General features: G+C 68.3%; 16 protein-coding genes. 13 read left to right on the top strand and 3 right to left on the bottom strand.

Annotated elements, in window-relative coordinates:
• The coding region (locus tag B2869_RS07790; protein ID WP_292764693.1) for an ATP-binding cassette domain-containing protein at positions 1-336 on the top strand (336 nt) is incomplete at its 5' end.
• 7 nt (positions 337-343) lie between these two features.
• Here B2869_RS07790 and B2869_RS07785 read toward each other — a convergent pair.
• Positions 344-994, bottom strand: a complete 651-nt coding sequence (locus B2869_RS07785; protein ID WP_136025000.1) for a pentapeptide repeat-containing protein — start codon at positions 992-994, stop codon at positions 344-346.
• Between the two features lie 312 nt (positions 995-1,306).
• Between B2869_RS07785 and ileS the strand changes: the two genes are divergently transcribed.
• The 4 genes from ileS to ndk are packed head-to-tail and all read left to right on the top strand — an operon-like array spanning position 1,307 to position 6,900.
• On the top strand, positions 1,307-4,696 hold the full coding sequence (ileS, locus tag B2869_RS07780; protein WP_292764689.1) for an isoleucine--tRNA ligase: 3,390 nt from the start codon (positions 1,307-1,309) through the stop codon (positions 4,694-4,696).
• Positions 4,693-6,045: a bifunctional folylpolyglutamate synthase/dihydrofolate synthase gene (locus tag B2869_RS07775; protein WP_292764686.1), complete on the top strand. Its 1,353-nt coding sequence runs from the start codon at positions 4,693-4,695 to the stop codon at positions 6,043-6,045. Before ileS ends, B2869_RS07775 begins: the two co-directional genes overlap by 4 nt.
• Complete coding sequence (locus tag B2869_RS07770) at positions 6,042-6,482, top strand: DUF4233 domain-containing protein (protein WP_208323550.1); 441 nt, start codon at positions 6,042-6,044, stop codon at positions 6,480-6,482. The genes B2869_RS07775 and B2869_RS07770 overlap by 4 nt, the downstream gene beginning before the upstream one ends.
• Before the next feature lies 1 nt (position 6,483).
• Positions 6,484-6,900, top strand: a complete 417-nt coding sequence (gene ndk, locus B2869_RS07765; RefSeq protein WP_017830321.1) for a nucleoside-diphosphate kinase — start codon at positions 6,484-6,486, stop codon at positions 6,898-6,900.
• Between the two features lie 83 nt (positions 6,901-6,983).
• Here ndk and B2869_RS07760 read toward each other — a convergent pair whose 3' ends face one another.
• Positions 6,984-7,601, bottom strand: a complete 618-nt coding sequence (locus tag B2869_RS07760) for a vitamin K epoxide reductase family protein (protein WP_029260169.1) — start codon at positions 7,599-7,601, stop codon at positions 6,984-6,986.
• A gap of 284 nt (positions 7,602-7,885) precedes the next feature.
• Here B2869_RS07760 and B2869_RS07755 point away from each other — a divergent pair, with 284 nt between their 5' ends.
• Positions 7,886-10,417, top strand: coding sequence for an Rne/Rng family ribonuclease (locus B2869_RS07755; RefSeq protein ID WP_292764680.1), 2,532 nt, complete (start codon positions 7,886-7,888; stop codon positions 10,415-10,417).
• Here the strand turns inward: B2869_RS07755 and B2869_RS07750 are convergent.
• Positions 10,382-10,648, bottom strand: a complete 267-nt coding sequence (locus tag B2869_RS07750) for a DUF4031 domain-containing protein (RefSeq protein WP_021198518.1) — start codon at positions 10,646-10,648, stop codon at positions 10,382-10,384. The two genes, B2869_RS07755 and B2869_RS07750, sit on opposite strands and share 36 nt — an antisense overlap.
• A 246-nt stretch (positions 10,649-10,894) precedes the next feature.
• On the opposite strand from B2869_RS07750, the gene rplU reads away from it, so the two are divergent.
• The 7 genes from rplU to nadD all read left to right on the top strand — a co-directional run bounded on the left by rplU (position 10,895) and on the right by nadD (position 16,026).
• Entirely contained in the window at positions 10,895-11,203 is a 309-nt protein-coding gene (gene rplU / locus B2869_RS07745; RefSeq protein ID WP_028501602.1) for a 50S ribosomal protein L21, read from the top strand.
• Positions 11,204-11,221: 18 nt separating this feature from the next.
• Complete coding sequence (gene rpmA, locus B2869_RS07740; protein WP_028501603.1) at positions 11,222-11,479, top strand: 50S ribosomal protein L27; 258 nt, start codon at positions 11,222-11,224, stop codon at positions 11,477-11,479.
• Positions 11,480-11,579: 100 nt separating this feature from the next.
• Entirely contained in the window at positions 11,580-13,079 is a 1,500-nt protein-coding gene (gene obgE, locus B2869_RS07735) for a GTPase ObgE (RefSeq protein WP_029260171.1), read from the top strand.
• Positions 13,076-13,861, top strand: a complete 786-nt coding sequence (gene proB / locus B2869_RS07730; RefSeq protein ID WP_021198520.1) for a glutamate 5-kinase — start codon at positions 13,076-13,078, stop codon at positions 13,859-13,861. Before obgE ends, proB begins: the two co-directional genes overlap by 4 nt.
• Positions 13,862-13,870: 9 nt before the next feature.
• Positions 13,871-15,124 (top strand): glutamate-5-semialdehyde dehydrogenase, encoded by a 1,254-nt coding sequence (locus B2869_RS07725; RefSeq protein ID WP_136024997.1) that lies wholly within the window; start codon positions 13,871-13,873, stop codon positions 15,122-15,124.
• A gap of 65 nt (positions 15,125-15,189) precedes the next feature.
• Entirely contained in the window at positions 15,190-15,414 is a 225-nt protein-coding gene (locus B2869_RS07720) for a hypothetical protein (protein ID WP_021198522.1), read from the top strand.
• A gap of 6 nt (positions 15,415-15,420) precedes the next feature.
• Positions 15,421-16,026 (top strand): nicotinate-nucleotide adenylyltransferase, encoded by a 606-nt coding sequence (gene nadD / locus B2869_RS07715; RefSeq protein WP_021198523.1) that lies wholly within the window; start codon positions 15,421-15,423, stop codon positions 16,024-16,026.
• The last annotated feature ends 152 nt before the right edge of the window (positions 16,027-16,178 follow it).

Here is a 16,178-nt window from a genome sequence, read left to right as displayed (position 1 = left end):
AGCGCGCTCTCCGGCGGACAGCGGCAGCGGGCGGCCATCGCCCGCGCGCTCGCCGCCGACCCGGAGGTGCTGGTCCTCGACGAACCCGTCTCGGCCCTCGACCCCTCGGTGCGGGAGCGGGTGCTGCGGCTGCTCGCGCGGGTGCAGCAGGAGCGGCAGTTGACGATGATCCTCGTCTCCCACGACCTGGATGTGGTCGGAGCGGTCGCCGACGAGGTGCTCGTGATGCAGGACGGACGGATCGTCGAGCAGGGCAACACTGCAGAGGTGTTCGGGGCGCCGCAGCATGCGTTCACGCGTGAGCTGCTCGCCGCGAGCGGCCCTGCCGAGCTCTGATCAGATGTCAGTCCTTGATCTGGATGCCGATGCCCGCCGCGATGACCGGCGCGAGCTGCTGCACCTGGAATGACGTGAGAGTCGCCCCCCGGAGGCTGTTGGCGTCGAGGAAGGCGACGGCGTCGAGGCCGCGCAGGTCGAGGTCCTTCGCCCGCATGCCCCGCGAATCGACCTCCTCGGTCGACGTGGCGGTGAATCTCGCACGCGTCAGCTCGGCCTGCGGCATGTCGATCGTGCGGATGGCGCAGCCGGAGATCTCGAGATCGGTGACCTTCGCCGCACCGAGGTTCAGGTAGTCGATGCGCACGTCGCGCAGCTCGAGCTCCGAGATGCGCGACTCGCTCAGGTCGAGCGTGCCGATACGGCCACCGCTGATCCGCACCCGCCGCACGCCGGCATCGCGCATGCGGAGCGAGGCGATGCGTACACCCGGCATGTCGACGTCGACGACCGTCGCTCCGGTGAGATCGACCGTGTCGGTGTCAGCGCTCACGACGCACTGCTCGAGCGTCGAGTAGGCGAGATCGACGGTGCCGCTCAGGTCGAGCCGGGCGGCGATCAGGTCGGCGCTGCGTCGCGGAACAGCGGGCTCGAGCACGGGCGGGAGGTCGGGGTCGGTGATGCGGGGAGGAGCGGGGGACTCGGGGGTGCGGGCCATGGTCCGAGCGTAGGGCGCGCCGACGACATCGCGCACCGAGAGCGGGGCACCGGGCGCCGGAGAGGAGAGGGGCGTCCTGAGGGGATGCGCACGCGTACACTGGAGGGAAGAGCATCGATCCGGCCATCACCGGGGAGCTCTCGGAAGAACGGCGCGGCCCTCGGGCGGTGCTCAGTAGAACCGAGCGGGGCAGGCCCGTCACAGCCGCAGTGAGAGTGGTCGCGTCGCAAGGCGCGGCACGCGAGGTGGTACCGCGGTCCGTGAGGGTCGTCCTCGCAGGAGCATCCGCCACGACGACCACTGCGAGACACGATGACCTACCCCCGTTCCTCCTTCGGCCCCGCCGCCGACTCCGTCGCGCCCAGCCCCCGCTTCCCGCAGATCGAGGAGGAGGTGCTCGCGTTCTGGAAGACGGACGACACCTTCCGCGCCTCGATCGTGCAGCGTGAGGGCGCGCCCGAGTGGGTGTTCTACGACGGCCCTCCCTTCGCGAACGGCCTGCCGCACTACGGCCACCTGCTCACCGGATACGCGAAAGACGTGTTCCCGCGCTTCCAGACCATGACGGGTCATAAGGTCGACCGTGTCTTCGGCTGGGACACGCACGGCCTGCCTGCAGAGCTCGAGGCGATGAAGCAGCTCGGCATCACCGAGAAGGCCGAGATCGAGGACATGGGCATCGACGTCTTCAACGCGAAGGCGAAGAGCTCGGTGCTCGCCTACACGCACGAGTGGCAGGACTACGTCACCCGTCAGGCGCGCTGGGTCGACTTCGACCGCGGTTACAAGACGCTCGACCTGGGCTACATGGAGAGCGTGCTGTGGGCGTTCAAGACCCTGTACGACAAGGGCCTCGCCTACGAGGGATACCGAGTCCTCCCGTACTGCTGGCGCGACGAGACCCCGCTCTCGGCGCACGAGCTGCGCATGGACGACGACGTCTACCAGATGCGCCAGGACCCCTCCGTGACGGTGACCTTCCCGCTCACAGGCGCCAAGGCCGAGGCGCTCGGCCTCACCGGTGTGCGCGCCCTCGCATGGACCACCACGCCCTGGACCCTGCCGACCAACCTCGCGCTCGCCGTCGGTCCCGACATCGAGTACGTGGTGCTGCCGGCCGGACCCCACGGTGCGGCGGACGTGCATCAGGCCGCGGGGACGACGGACGCCGCCGTCGAGGCGTCGGCCCACCGATACCTGCTCGCAAAGCAGCTCATCGGAGGCTATGCCAAGGACCTCGGCTACGAGAGTGCCGATGACGCGCTGGCCGCCGTCGATGCGACCGTGCGCGGTGCCGAGCTGCAGGACGTCACCTACGACCGGCTGTTCGACTACTACGCCGACACCGAGACGTACGGCACCGAGAACGCCTGGCGCATCCTGGTCGACGACTACGTCACGGTCAGCGACGGCACCGGCATCGTCCACCAGGCTCCGGCCTACGGTGAGGACGACCAGCGGGTCGCCGGTGCCGCCGGAATCCCGACGATCCTGTCGCTCGACGACGGCGGCAAGTTCCTCCCGAACGTCACTGACGTCGCGGGCCAGCTCTGGATGGACGCGAACACGCCGCTCGTGCGCCTGATCCGTGAGAACGGCCGGCTGATCCGTCTGCAGAGCTACGAGCACTCGTATCCGCACTGCTGGCGCTGCCGCAACCCCCTGATCTACAAGGCCGTGTCGAGCTGGTTCATCCGCGTCACGGACATCAAGGACGACATGCTCGCGAACAACGAGCAGATCACGTGGGTGCCGGAGAACGTCAAGCACGGACAGTTCGGCAAGTGGCTCGAGGGCGCGCGCGACTGGTCGATCAGCCGCAACCGCTACTGGGGCTCGCCCATCCCGATCTGGAAGAGCGACGACCCCGAGTACCCGCGCGTGGACGCGTACGGGTCGCTGGAGGATCTGGAGCGCGACTTCGGCACGCTGCCGCGCAACCCCGAGGGTGAGATCGACCTGCACCGGCCGTACATCGACGACCTCACGCGTCCGAACCCGGACGACCCCACGGGCAAGAGCACGATGCGCCGCATCGAGGACGTCTTCGACGTGTGGTTCGACTCGGGCTCGATGCCCTACGCGCAGGTGCACTACCCGTTCGAGAACCAGGAGTGGTTCGACTCGCACGCGCCGGCGGACTTCATCGTCGAGTACATCGGCCAGACCCGCGGCTGGTTCTACGTCATGCACGTGCTGTCGACCGCGTTGTTCGATCGTCCGGCCTTCACCGGCGTCAGCTGCCACGGCATCGTGCTGGGCAGCGACGGCTACAAGATGTCGAAGTCGCTGCGCAACTACCCGGACGTGTCCGAGGTGCTCGACCGCGACGGCTCCGACGCGATGCGCTGGTTCCTGATGTCGAGCTCGGTGCTGCGCGGCGGGAACCTCGCGGTCACGGAAGAGGGCATCCGCTCGGGGGTCCGCGAGTTCCTGCTGCCGCTGTGGAACTCGTGGTACTTCTTCGCCACGTACGCCAATGCCTCGGGTGCCGAGGGCTACGAGGCCGAGTGGCGCACCGACTCCACGGATGTGCTCGACCGCTACATCCTGGCCCGTCTCGGCGACCTCGTCCGCGAGGTGCGCGTCGATCTGGAAGGACTGGACTCCACCACCGCGTCCGCGCGGCTGCGGGACTTCGCCGAGGTGCTGACGAACTGGTACATCCGTCGCTCGCGCGACCGCTTCTGGACGGGCGTGACGGAAGACCCGAAGAGCCGCGAGGCCTTCGACACCCTCTACACCGTGCTCGAGACGCTCACCCGTGTGGCGGCGCCTCTCGTGCCGCTCGTCAGCGAGCGCGTGTGGCAGGGCCTGACCGGCGGTCGCAGCGTGCACCTGACCGACTGGCCGGACGACACGCAGTTCCCGGCAGCGGACGAGATCCGTGACGCGATGGACGCGGTGCGCGAGCTGTCGAGCGTCGGCAACGCGCTGCGCAAGAAGGAGAAGCTGCGCGTGCGCCTGCCCCTCGCCCGCTTCACGGTGGTCTCACCGCTCGCGGCGTCGCTCGGACAGTTCGAGGACATCCTCCGTGAGGAGCTCAACGTGAAGTCGGTGGAGCTCGTCACACTCGCCGATGACACGGCGGCGGAGTACGGCATCGCGCACCGCCTGAGCGTCAACGCCCGTGCGGCGGGTCCGCGCCTCGGCAAGGAGGTGCAGAAGGCGATCCAGGCGGCGCGTTCCGGTGACTGGAGTGAGGTCTCCGGTGTCGTGACGGCAGGTGGCATCGCTCTCGAGCCGTCGGAGTACGAGCTCGTGCTCGAGACGACGGGTCGCCCGGAGGGGGAGGCTCTGGCCATCGTCCCGACCGGTGGCTTCGTGTTGCTCGACACCAGGACGACACCGGAGCTCGAGGCCGAGGGGCTCGCACGCGATGTCATCCGCGCCGTGCAGGAGACGCGTAAGAACGCCGACTTCGACGTCAGCGACCGCATCCAACTGGTCCTCCGGTTCCAGGACGACGTGGACACCCAGGCTGTCGTCTCGGCCTTCGACCTGGCCGGCATCGCGGCAGAGACCCTCGCCGAGGAGTACTACGTGATCGACGCGCAGGGAGACTCGATCTTCGGGCACGGAGCGGTTCTCGCGGCCGCCGGGGGAGTGACGCCCGAGTTCTCCGCGGTCATCCCCGCCGGCACGTACGCGAATGCCGGCGACTTCACGATCGACGTCACCAGGATGGGAGCGGGAGCATGAGCGACAAGGACAGGGCGGATGCCGTCTACGAGGCCTTGCTGAGCCGCGCCGGGGAGCGCTGGGTGCAGCCGCGCAAGGAGCGCACCGCCCGCATCCTCGCGTTCCTCGATGACCCGCAGCGCACGTACCGCGTCGTGCACATCACGGGGACGAACGGCAAGACGTCGACCGCGCGGATGATCGAGAGCCTCCTGCGGGCGCACGATCTGCGCACGGGACTGTTCACGAGCCCGCATCTGGAGCGCTTCACCGAGCGGATCATGATCGACGGCGAGCCCATCGCCGATGAGGCCGTCGCGGATGCGTGGGACGAGATCGAGCCGTTCGTCGACATCGTCGATGCCGAGCTCGAAGCCGCGGGTGATGCTCCGCTGACGTTCTTCGAACTGCTGACCGTGCTGGCGTTCGTCGCCGTGGCCGATGCGCCGATCGACGTGCTCGTGCTCGAGGTGGGCATGGGCGGGGAGTGGGACTCCACGAACACCGCCGACGGCGACGTCGCGGTGTTCGCGCCGATCGACATCGACCACGCCGACCGTCTCGGCAGCACGATCGCCGAGATCGCCGAGGTCAAGGCCGGCATCATCAAGGAGGGCGCGGCCGTGGTGTCCGCCCAGCAGCCCGCCGAGGCGGCCGAGGTGCTGCGTCGCGTGGCGGCGGAGCGCAACGCGACCATCGCGTTCGAGGGCGAGGAGTTCGGTCTCACCGAGCAGAAGCTCGCCGTCGGCGGCCAGTTGCTCACGATCCGTGGCCTGGCAGGGGAGTACACCGAGGAGTACCTGCCGCTGTACGGCGCGCACCAGGGGCACAACGCCGCCCTCGCTGTCGCGGCCGTCGAGTCGCTGATCGGCGGTGCCACCCAGCGCATCGCCGCGGACATCGTGACGGCGGGTCTGCAGGAGAGCACCTCGCCGGGCCGGCTGCAGTTGCTCGGCATCGCCCCGACGGTGATCGTCGATGCGGCTCACAACCCGCACGGCGCCAAGGCACTCGCGCAGGCTCTGGACGACAGCTTCGACTTCGACGAATGGGGCCTGGTGCTCGGTGTGCTCGCCGACAAGGACGCCGCCGGCATCGTCGCCGAACTGGCACCGGGAGCGGCGCACGTGTTCGCCACCGCTCCGGATTCGGATCGCGCGAACGATGCCGATGCGATCGCCGACCTCGTCGAGCAGGCCGGACAGCGGGCGACCGTGCACCACTCGCTGGCCGACGCCGCCGACGCCGCGCGCGAGTGGGCCGCATCCTCCGATCGACGCGCGGTCATCATCGCGGGCTCCGTGGTGCTCGCCGGAGAGGCGATCGCCCTGGCGCAGGATGAGGACTGGAAGGCGGGGTGGCGGGCGTGAGCGCCGACGCGACACCGGCTCGCCGTACCCGCCGACCGCGCCCGCCGCGCACGCTCGTGCAGAAGCTCGCACCTGTCGTGCTGGGTTTCGAGGCCATCGTGGTCTTCCTCGTGGGCCTGACGATCTTCGGACTGCGGCAGCTTCCCGACGGTATCGAGCAGTGGTGGGCGATCGTCGCCGGTGCGGTGGTCGCGCTCGCCTGCATCGCGATCGCCGGGATGATCACGAAGCCCTGGGCGATCACCGCCGGGTGGGTCGTGCAGGCACTCGTCGCCCTGTCGGCGTTCTTCGTACCGTCCATCTTGCTCGTCGTCCTGATTTTCGGGGGCATGTGGGCGTATGCGACCATCGGAGGGGCCCGATTGGACGCACGACGCCCGGCCGGACCCACGACCGAGACTCAGACCACGCAGATCTCAGACACAGAGAGTGAATGACATGGCCACCGAAGAAACCCTCGTCCTCGTCAAGCCCGATGGCGTCGCTCGCGGCCTCACCGGCGCGATCCTCGCCCGCATCGAGGCGAAGGGCTACGCCCTCGTCGACATCCGTCTGGTCGAGCCCGACCGCGACCTGCTCGCCGAGCACTACGCCGAGCACGAGGGCAAGCCGTTCTACGAGCCGCTGCTCGAGTTCATGCTCTCCGGCCCCTCGGTCGCCATCCGTCTCGCGGGCAACCGCGTGATCGAGGGCTTCCGCTCGCTCGCCGGCACCACCGACCCGACGACCGCTGCGCCCGGCACGATCCGTGGCGACTTCGGTCGCGACTGGGGCCTCAAGGTGCAGCAGAACCTCGTGCACGGCTCGGACAGCCCCGAGTCGGCCGCGCGCGAGCTCGGCATCTGGTTCGACTGAGAACCCGTCCGCACGTGAAAAGCCCGCCCGCCGAGTCTCGGCGGGCGGGCTTTCCTCGTCTCCGCCGTCGGCGGAGCGGAGCATCAGAAGATCATGCCGATGACCTCGCCGAGGAGATCGAGGCCACGCAGCTGAGCGAGCAGGATGACGACGGCGTACGCGAGGATCGTCGCGAGCGGGACCCAGGCCATCAGCCTCTCCGCGCGGGCCTTCGTCTTCTCGTTGCTGGTGAAGGTGCCGTTGCGGGTGAGGTGCAGCATGGTGGCGAAGAATGTCGGGATGGTGACGGACCAGGTGAGCATGCACCACGGGCAGAGCACGCCGAGGTTGGGGGCGTAGATGCTCTGCCAGATCAGCCAGCAGACGAGGCCGAAGGCGAAGGTCACGCCGGCGCCGAAGGTCAGCCAGAACCACCGGGGGAACCGTGAACCGGCGAGCAGGGCGACGCCGACGAAGAGGGGCGCCATCCAGCCGGCGATACCGAGAATCGGGTTGGGGAAGCCGAAGACCTCGCCCTGCCAGGATTCGAGGTTCTTCCCGCACTGGATCATCACGCTGACGTTGCAGCTGAGGACGGCGTCAGGGTTGGCCGCCAGGACGAACTTCTCGACAGTGAGCTGGAAGGCGGCGAACCAGCCCACCACACTCGCGATGATCAGCCAGACGGCGTAGATGACGGGGCGGGTGCGCTGCTCGCTCATACTGGGGATTATCCCAGCGACTGCTATGGATGCGGCGAGAACAGGCCGGAGAAATATCCGGCCCGGACGACCGGATGCCGCGAACAGACCCACTTGGTGCGATAATGACCTGTGATGCGATGAACGGCGTTTGCCGCGACACGCGTCGAGAAGACTTCGGGGTCCAATGCCCCACGCGATCAGAGCCATGAGCCGGTCGCAGACCGAGTGAGTTCGCGGAACCCGCGGGTACCGCATGAGATTTCACGGGGCACCGAGTGTCCCGTGCAGGGAGTAAGCCAGAGATGGCCGATGAGAACAATGACAACAACGCCCCTACCCTCGACTTCCCGGCTGACGCCGCGGGAGAGCTGACGGAGCCCACGGCTCCCGGCGCGGACGACCGCGCAGGGTCTTCGGGCGAGGGCGAAGAGCCGTCCACTGCTGCAGAAGCCGCCGAGGCTGCAGAAGTGGCTGAGGCTGCAGAGGTGGCCGAGGACGCGGCCGCCGATGACGTCGCGGCCGGGTACGCGGCGGCGGATGACGCTGCTGCGGCTGCCGACGACGCCGCTGCTGCGGCCGAGTCGATCGCAGAGGCCGTCGCCGAGGCGAAATCGGAGGCGGAGAACGAGGCCGCTGATGAGGTGCCGGCTACGGACGAAGCCCCCGCCGCGGACGAAGCCCCCGCCGTCGAAGAGGCTCCTTCTGCTCCCGAGGCTCCGGCTCCGGTGACCGCCGTCTCCCTCGGCCTGCTGCCCGAGGTGTTCGTCTCCCAGGTCTCCACGCAGCTGCACTTCTACGCGCCGGAGATCGTACCGCTGCCCGCACGTCCGGGTCGCGAGCGCATCTTCGACCGCATCGCCGACCGCGACCAGCCGCAGGACGATGCAGCCGGCCGAGGCCGCGGTCGTCGTCGCCGGGGTGGTTCCGAGGGTGACGACCAGCGCGAAGAGCCGCGTCAGCGTCAGCGTGTCGTCGAGTACATCACCGAGCCGAAGGCGATCAAGGGTTCGACCCGTCTCGAGGCGAAGAAGCAGCGTCGCCGCGACGGTCGTGACGCCGGCCGCCGTCGCCCTGTCGTCACCGAGGCCGAGTTCCTCGCACGCCGTGAGTCCGTCGACCGCAAGATGGTCGTCCGTTCCAAGAACGGCCGCACTCAGATCGGCGTCCTCGAGGACGGCGTGCTCGTCGAGCACTACGTCGCCCGCAACCAGGACGCGTCGCTCATCGGAAACGTCTACCTGGGGCGCGTGCAGAACGTCCTCCCCAGTATGGAGGCCGCGTTCGTCGACATCGGGCGCGGGCGCAACGCCGTGCTCTACTCCGGTGAGGTCGACTGGGACGGCGTCGAGACCGGCAACCAGCCGCGTCGCATCGAGCTGGCGCTCAAGCCCGGCGACCGTGTTCTCGTGCAGGTCACGAAGGACCCCGTCGGCCACAAGGGTGCTCGTCTCACGAGCCAGATCTCGCTTCCCGGCCGCTACCTGGTCTACGTGCCGGGCGGGTCGATGAACGGCATCAGCCGCAAGCTCCCCGACAATGAGCGGGCGCGCCTCAAGCGCATCCTCAAAGAGGTGCTGCCGGAGTCCTCCGGCGTGATCGTCCGCACCGCGGCAGAGGGTGCGACCGAGGACCAGCTCACGCGCGACGTGCAGCGGCTCACCTCGCAGTGGGAGCACATCCAGAAGCAGGTCGAGAACCAGCAGGCGCCCGCGCTCCTGCACGCCGAACCCGACCTTCTCGTCAAGATCGTCCGCGATGTCTTCAACGAGGACTTCACGAAGATGCTCATCCAGGGTGAGGACGCCCAGCAGACCATCCGCGCCTACCTGGAGAGCGTCGCCCCCGACCTCCTCGAGCGCGTCGAGGCCTACGAGGACGAGACCGATCCGTTCGATGCATTCCGCATCACGGAGCAGATCGAGAAGGCTCTCGACCGCAAGGTATGGCTGCCCTCCGGCGGTTCGCTCGTGATCGACCGCACCGAGGCCATGACGGTCGTCGACGTCAACACCGGCAAGTTCGTCGGCTCCGGCGGAAACCTCGAGGAGACCGTCACCAAGAACAACCTCGAGGCGGCGGAGGAGATCGTCCGCCAGCTGCGTCTGCGCGACATCGGCGGCATCATCGTCGTCGACTTCATCGACATGGTGCTCGAGTCGAACCGCGACCTCGTGCTGCGTCGACTGATCGAGTGCCTGAGCCGCGACCGCACGAAGCACCAGGTGGCAGAGGTCACCTCGCTCGGCCTGGTGCAGATGACGCGCAAGAAGCTCGGTCTCGGCCTGCTCGAGACCTTCAGCGAGGCGTGTGAGGTCTGCGCCGGTCGCGGTGTCATCGTGCACCACGACCCCGTGGTGAAGCACCGTTCCAGCAACAACGGCGGCGGCAGCAACGGCGGCAACGGGCAGAGCGGTCGTCGTCAGCGCGGCAACGGCGGCAACGGGAACGGACAGAGCCAGAGTGCTCCCTCCGCTCCTCCGGTCACCCACAGCATCACCGAGGGCGCGAAATCGGCCCTCGCGCAGATCGCCGCCTCCACCATAGCCCCGGCGGCGGATGGCGCGCCCGCAGTCGAGTCGGCCGATGTCGCGGCTGAGGCGCCCGCGGCCTCCGAACGTCCGAAGAAGGCCCGCAAGAAGCGCGGCGACCGCAAGGGGCCGAAGTCTCCCGCCGAGCAGCTCCTCGACTCGGTCCTCGACGCTCTTCCGGAGCCGAAAGCTCCCGGTCAGGGGCGAGGACGCCGCCGGGTGAGCACTGCTGCGCTCACCGGCACTCCCGTCTCGGTGAACAACGAGCCGTCAGCGCCGGTCGCGGCTGCGGATTCGGAGTCCTGAGGCGATCAGCCGGCGCACCAGTTCCTTGCCCTGCACGTGGTGAGCGCCGGCGGCGACGAGCCGGGGGATGATCTCCTCCGGCACGTCGTAGTGGTCGAGGTCGAACGCACGTGCGGGGACGTCGTTCGCGCGCGCGAACACGTGCAGCTCGTCGAGGCTCTCATCGCTGACCAGGTGCGCCCACAGGCGTCCGTGGGCGGGCCAGAGGGGTTCGTCGACGAGTACGGTCACCCGGTCAGCCTACGACCGCATCGACGGGGCAGGGCCGGGAGCGGGATGTGAGACGCCTCGGAGCCGCGCCGCTTTGCGACACCGACCCGCATCCGGTAAAGTAGTCCCTTGGTGCGTATGCCGCGTCGTCCTCGTCGGTCGAAGCGGAGAGTCTTGCGTTCGCGCCCGCCGTTCTGCGGCGCATGCAAGCAACAGTCTTCCCGTGAGATCTCGGAGCCGCGAGCTCCCCAACGAAACAGGTATGAAGTGGTTTACGCAGTAGTGCGCGCCGGTGGGCGGCAGGAGAAGGTCGAGGTCGGCACGATCGTTCAGCTCGACCGTGTCAAGGCTGCCCAGGGCGAGAAGATCGAGCTGGCCGCCGTGCTGCTCGTCGACGGCGCCACGGTGACCACCGACGCTGACTCGCTGGCGAAGGTCAAGGTCACGGCAGAGGTCATCGGCAACCTCCGCGGCCCGAAGATCATCATCCAGAAGTACAAGAACAAGACCGGCTACAAGAAGCGTCAGGGCCACCGCCAGGAGCTCACGCGCGTCAAGATCACCGGCATCAAGTAAGCCCGAGGGGACTAGGACATGGCACACAAAAAGGGCGCAAGCTCAACCCGTAACGGTCGTGACTCCAACGCTCAGCGCCTCGGCGTGAAGCGCTTCGGCGGTCAGCAGGTCCTCGCCGGCGAGATCATCGTCCGCCAGCGCGGCACGCACTTCCACCCCGGCGTCAACGTCGGTCGTGGTGGCGACGACACGCTGTTCGCTCTGGCCGCCGGTGCGGTCCAGTTCGGCGCGAAGGGCGGCCGCAAGGTCGTCAACATCGTCGCCGCAGCTGAGTGATCACAGCGCGACACTAGATATCCGGTTCGGGGCGGGCTTCGGCTCGCCCCGTCCGTGTATCTACCCTCCGAAAATGCACAGCAACCCTGAGGACTAGCAAATGGTCACGTTCGTCGACACCGTCACACTGCACCTGCGTGCGGGTAAGGGCGGCAACGGCTGCGTCTCCGTGCACCGCGAGAAGTTCAAGCCGCTCGGTGGCCCCGACGGCGGCAACGGTGGTGACGGCGGCGATGTCGTGCTCGTCGCCGACCCGCAGACCGGCACGCTGCTCTCGTACCACCACTCGCCGCACCGTTCCTCCGGCAACGGCGGGCCGGGCATGGGCGACCACCGCTCCGGGTTCCTCGGCGAGACGCTCGAGCTGCCCGTCCCGGTCGGCACGGTGGTGAAGAACACCGCGGGCGACGTCCTCATCGACATGATCATCCCCGGCGAGCGGTTCGTCGTGGCCAAGGGCGGTATGGGTGGGCTCGGCAATGCCGCCCTCGCCACTCCGAAGCGCAAGGCTCCCGGCTTCGCGTTGCTCGGCACTCCCGGCCACGAGGGCGACATCGTCCTCGAGCTGAAGACCGTGGCCGACATCGCCCTCGTGGGGTACCCGTCGGCCGGCAAGTCGAGCCTGATCGGCGCGATCTCCGCCGCCCGCCCCAAGATCGCCGACTACCCGTTCACGACCCTCCATCCGAACCTCGGCGTGGTGCAGGTCGGCGACTTCCGCTACACGGTCGCCGACGTACCCGGTCTCATCGAGGGTGCGAGCGAGGGCCGAGGACTCGGTCTCGAGTTCCTCCGTCATGTCGAGCGCTGCTCGGCGCTGTTGCACGTTCTCGACTGCGCGACTCTGGAGCCCGGTCGCGACCCGATCTCCGACCTCGACGTCATCCTCGCGGAACTCGGCGCCTACGAGGTGCCCGAGGGACAGACGCCGCTCCTCGAGCGCCCGCAGTTCATCGCTCTGAACAAGATCGACGTCCCCGAGGCACGCGACCTCGCTGAGCTCGTGCGTCCCGATCTCGAGGCTCGCGGCTTCCGGGTGTTCGAGATCTCCACGGTCTCGCACGAGGGTCTGCGTCCCCTTACCTTCGCGCTGGGCGAGCTGGTCGAGAAAGCCCGTGCCGAGGCCGCGCTCGAGACCCCGCCGGAGCGCGTCGTCATCCGCCCGCGAGGCTCCAAGAAGGACTTCACCATCCGGGTCGAGGGCGGCACCTACGGCAACGTCTATCGCATCATGGGCGAGAAGCCGGTGCGCTGGGTGCAGCAGACCGACTTCCAGAACGAAGAAGCCGTCGGGTATCTCGCCGATCGTCTCGAGAAGCTCGGCGTCGAGGACGAGCTCTTCCGCCTCGGTGCGGTGCAGGGATCGACCGTCGTGATCGGTGAGGGCGACAGCATCGTCTTCGACTGGGAGCCCACCATGACCTCGGCGGCAGAGCTGATGAGCGCGCCTCGGGGTACGGACCCCCGTCTGGCACCGAATTCGCGCCGCACGACGTCGGAGCGACGCGAGCAGTACTACGAGCGCATGGATGCCAAGGCCGAGGCTCGCGCCGAGGTGGAGACGCAGCGTCTCGCCGCGTACCGCGAGGACGGCGAGTGACAGCACGCACCCGCGCGGATCTGGCCACCGCGTCCCGCATCGTCGTCAAGGTCGGATCCTCCTCGATCAGCGGAGACTCGTCGTGGCGGATCCCCGTCATCGTCGAAGCCCTGGCCGCGGCGCATGCACGCGGAGCCGAGGTGGTCCTGGTGTCTTCTGGTGCGATCGCGTCCGGAATCCCGTTCCTGCGCCTCGATGCCCGCCCGACCGACCTCGCCACCCAGCAGGCCGCGGCGGCCGTTGGTCAGAACATCCTGATGTATCGCTACCAGGAGTCGCTTCGTCCCTTCGATATCGTCGCGGGGCAGGTGCTCCTCACCACCGGCGACCTCGAGAACCCGACATCGCGCTCCAACGCCCGTCGCGCGATGGAGCGGCTGCTCGGGCTTCGCACCCTGCCGATCGTGAACGAGAACGACACCGTCGCGACGCAGGAGATCCGCTTCGGCGACAACGACCGGCTCGGCGCGCTCGTCGCCCAGCTGATCGAAGCCGACGCGCTCATCCTTCTCAGCGACATCGAATCGCTGTACACGCGACCTCCGACGGACCCCGGCGCCGAACCGATCGATGTCGTGGCTCCCGATGCCGACCTGACCGGCCTCGAGTTCGGGGCGACCGTCGTCAACAGCGTCGGCACCGGAGGAGCGGCCACGAAGGTCTCGGCGGCACGTCTCGCGGCGGCATCCGGCATCGGCGTCCTGGTCACCAGCGCCGACCTCGTCGAACAGGCCCTCGCCGGTGCGGAAATAGGAACCTGGTTCGAGCCGGCCACCTCATAAACTGGGCGGATGACCGACCAGACCCCACAGGTGCGCCTGGAGCGCGCCAAAGAGGCCTCCCGCGCCGCTGCCGCGCTCACGAGCGACGACAAGGCGCGGGTGCTCGAAGCGATCGCCGTCGCCCTTCTCGACGCCGCGCCGCGCATCATCGAGGCGAACGCCCGCGACATCGTCCGTGGGCGTGACGAGGGCATCGGGGAGTCGCTCATCGACCGGCTGCGTCTCGACGAGAAGCGCGTGGCGGCCCTCGCCGCCGCTGTGCGCGAAGTCGCGGCCCTCGCCGACCCGGTCGGCCGCGTCGTCGGCGGGCACAGGATGCCCAACGGTGTCGCCCTCGAGCAGGTGCGCGTGCCGTTCGGAGTGGTCGGCGCCATCTACGAAGCCCGGCCGAACGTGACGGTCGACATCGCCGCGCTCGCGCTGCGTGCGGGCAATGCCGTCGTGCTGCGCGGGGGGAGTGCCGCGCGCGAGTCGAACACCGTGCTCGTCGACGTCATGCGGCGGGCGGTGGAGAGCGCGGGACTCACGAGCGAGGCGATCCAGACCGTCGATGACTTCGGTCGCGAGGGCGCGAAGGCGCTCATGCACGGTCGCGGCTTCATCGACGTGCTGGTGCCACGGGGGAGTGCCGGTCTCATCGAAGCCGTCGTCACGGAGTCGACCGTGCCCGTCATCGAGACCGGAGCGGGCAACGTCCACATCTTCCTCGACGAGACGGCCCCGGACGATTGGGCGAGCGACATCGTCGTGAACGCCAAGGTGCAGCGCCCCAGCGTGTGCAACGCGGTGGAGACGGTGCTGGTGCATCGTCAGGCGGCTCCGCGTCTGATCCCGCTCGTGGCCAGCGCTCTGCAGAGTGAGGGCGTCGCGATCCACGGTGACGACATGGTCGCCGGCATGGTGTCGAACGTGATCCCGGCGGTCGAGGAGGACTGGGAGACCGAGTATCTGAGTCTCGACATCGCGATGAAGGTCGTCGACTCCCTCGACGAGGCCCTCGACCATATCCGCCGTTACAGCACCGGGCACACGGAGTCGATCATCACGACCGACTCGCGCAACGCGGAACGCTTCCTCGCCGATGTGGATTCCGCCGTCGTGATGGTGAACACGTCGACGCGCTTCACCGACGGCGGCGAATTCGGATTCGGCGCGGAGGTCGGCATCTCGACCCAGAAGCTGCACGCTCGCGGGCCCATGGGGCTGTCCGAGTTGACCAGCACGAAATGGCTCGCGCGTGGGGCGGGGCAGACCCGCGGCTGAGGGCTAGACTGGGGGACGCTGTACCTCACAGGATCCCGAACAGCACGCCACGAAACGGAGTCAGGATGAACCTCGTCGCACAGATCGCGATGGCCGCTGCCGAAACCGAGCACCACGGCAACGTCGCGCTCGAAACGGTGATCTTCGGAGCCATCGCTGCGGTCGTGTTCGCCTTCCTCGGGCTGGTGACCTTCTCGTACAAGAACGTCGCCAACCGCCACTCGGCGAAGGCCGAGGCCTGGGCAGCGCAGCACGGCAAGGACGGCCACGAGGCGGGACACGGCCACTAGGCCCCCATGAACGACGCTGCGACCACGCGCCCCCCGCGCATCGGCGTGATGGGCGGTACGTTCGACCCCATCCATCACGGCCACCTTGTCGCAGCCAGCGAGGTCGCGAACTCCTTCGGGCTCGACGAGGTCGTCTTCGTGCCGACCGGCCACCCGTGGCAGAAGTCGGGAGTCTCGCCGAGCGAGCACCGCTATCTCATGACGGTCATCGCCACCGCCTCGAACCCGCAGTTCACGGTGAGCCGGGTCGACATCGACCGCGAGGGCCCCACCTACACGATCGACACACTGCGCGACCTGAAGCGTGATCGACCGGATGCCGACCTCTTCTTCATCACCGGAGCCGACGCCGTAGCGCAAATTCTCAGTTGGAGGGACCATGATGAGTTGTGGGAGTTGGCCCACTTCGTCGCGGTCTCACGCCCTGGACATGTCCTGAGCACAGACGGCCTCCCGAGCGACAACGTCAGCCAACTGGAAGTGCCGGCGCTGTCGATCTCGTCGACGGACTGCCGTGAACGCGTTCGCGACGATCAGCCGGTCTGGTATCTGGTCCCTGATGGGGTCGTTCAGTACATCGCGAAGCATCATCTGTATCGGAGCAAGGCATGAGTACATCGGATCAGCAGGAGCAGGGTCCGCTGACGCGAAAGCAGCTGCGGGAGATTCGATTGACGGGTTCGACCCCGGTCATCTCCAGCGAGGAGGCTGCCGCGGCGGCTGAGGCGGCACCGCCCGCACCGCCGCTGCCGCGTGCCGCCGAG

Origin of the sequence: Microbacterium sp. UBA3486 (assembly GCF_002377845.1) — a bacterium.
GTDB lineage: Bacteria > Actinomycetota > Actinomycetes > Actinomycetales > Microbacteriaceae > Microbacterium > Microbacterium maritypicum_A.
Note: the sequence above shows the minus strand (reverse complement) of the source record. Positions and strands in the feature narration are given on the sequence as shown.

Bases quoted from the DNA above. Each gene is read 5' to 3' on its own strand.
- nadD (WP_021198523.1), top strand. From the start codon at position 15,421: ATGAACGACGCTGCGACCACGCGCCCCCCGCGCATCGGCGTGATGGGC.
- B2869_RS07785 (WP_136025000.1), bottom strand. From the start codon at position 994: ATGGCCCGCACCCCCGAGTCCCCCGCTCCTCCCCGCATCACCGACCCC.
- B2869_RS07755 (WP_292764680.1), top strand. From the start codon at position 7,886: ATGGCCGATGAGAACAATGACAACAACGCCCCTACCCTCGACTTCCCG.
- rpmA (WP_028501603.1), top strand. From the start codon at position 11,222: ATGGCACACAAAAAGGGCGCAAGCTCAACCCGTAACGGTCGTGACTCC.
- B2869_RS07720 (WP_021198522.1), top strand. From the start codon at position 15,190: ATGAACCTCGTCGCACAGATCGCGATGGCCGCTGCCGAAACCGAGCAC.
- ndk (WP_017830321.1), top strand. From the start codon at position 6,484: ATGGCCACCGAAGAAACCCTCGTCCTCGTCAAGCCCGATGGCGTCGCT.
- B2869_RS07760 (WP_029260169.1), bottom strand. From the start codon at position 7,601: ATGAGCGAGCAGCGCACCCGCCCCGTCATCTACGCCGTCTGGCTGATC.
- ileS (WP_292764689.1), top strand. From the start codon at position 1,307: ATGACCTACCCCCGTTCCTCCTTCGGCCCCGCCGCCGACTCCGTCGCG.
- obgE (WP_029260171.1), top strand. From the start codon at position 11,580: ATGGTCACGTTCGTCGACACCGTCACACTGCACCTGCGTGCGGGTAAG.
- B2869_RS07725 (WP_136024997.1), top strand. From the start codon at position 13,871: ATGACCGACCAGACCCCACAGGTGCGCCTGGAGCGCGCCAAAGAGGCC.
- B2869_RS07775 (WP_292764686.1), top strand. From the start codon at position 4,693: ATGAGCGACAAGGACAGGGCGGATGCCGTCTACGAGGCCTTGCTGAGC.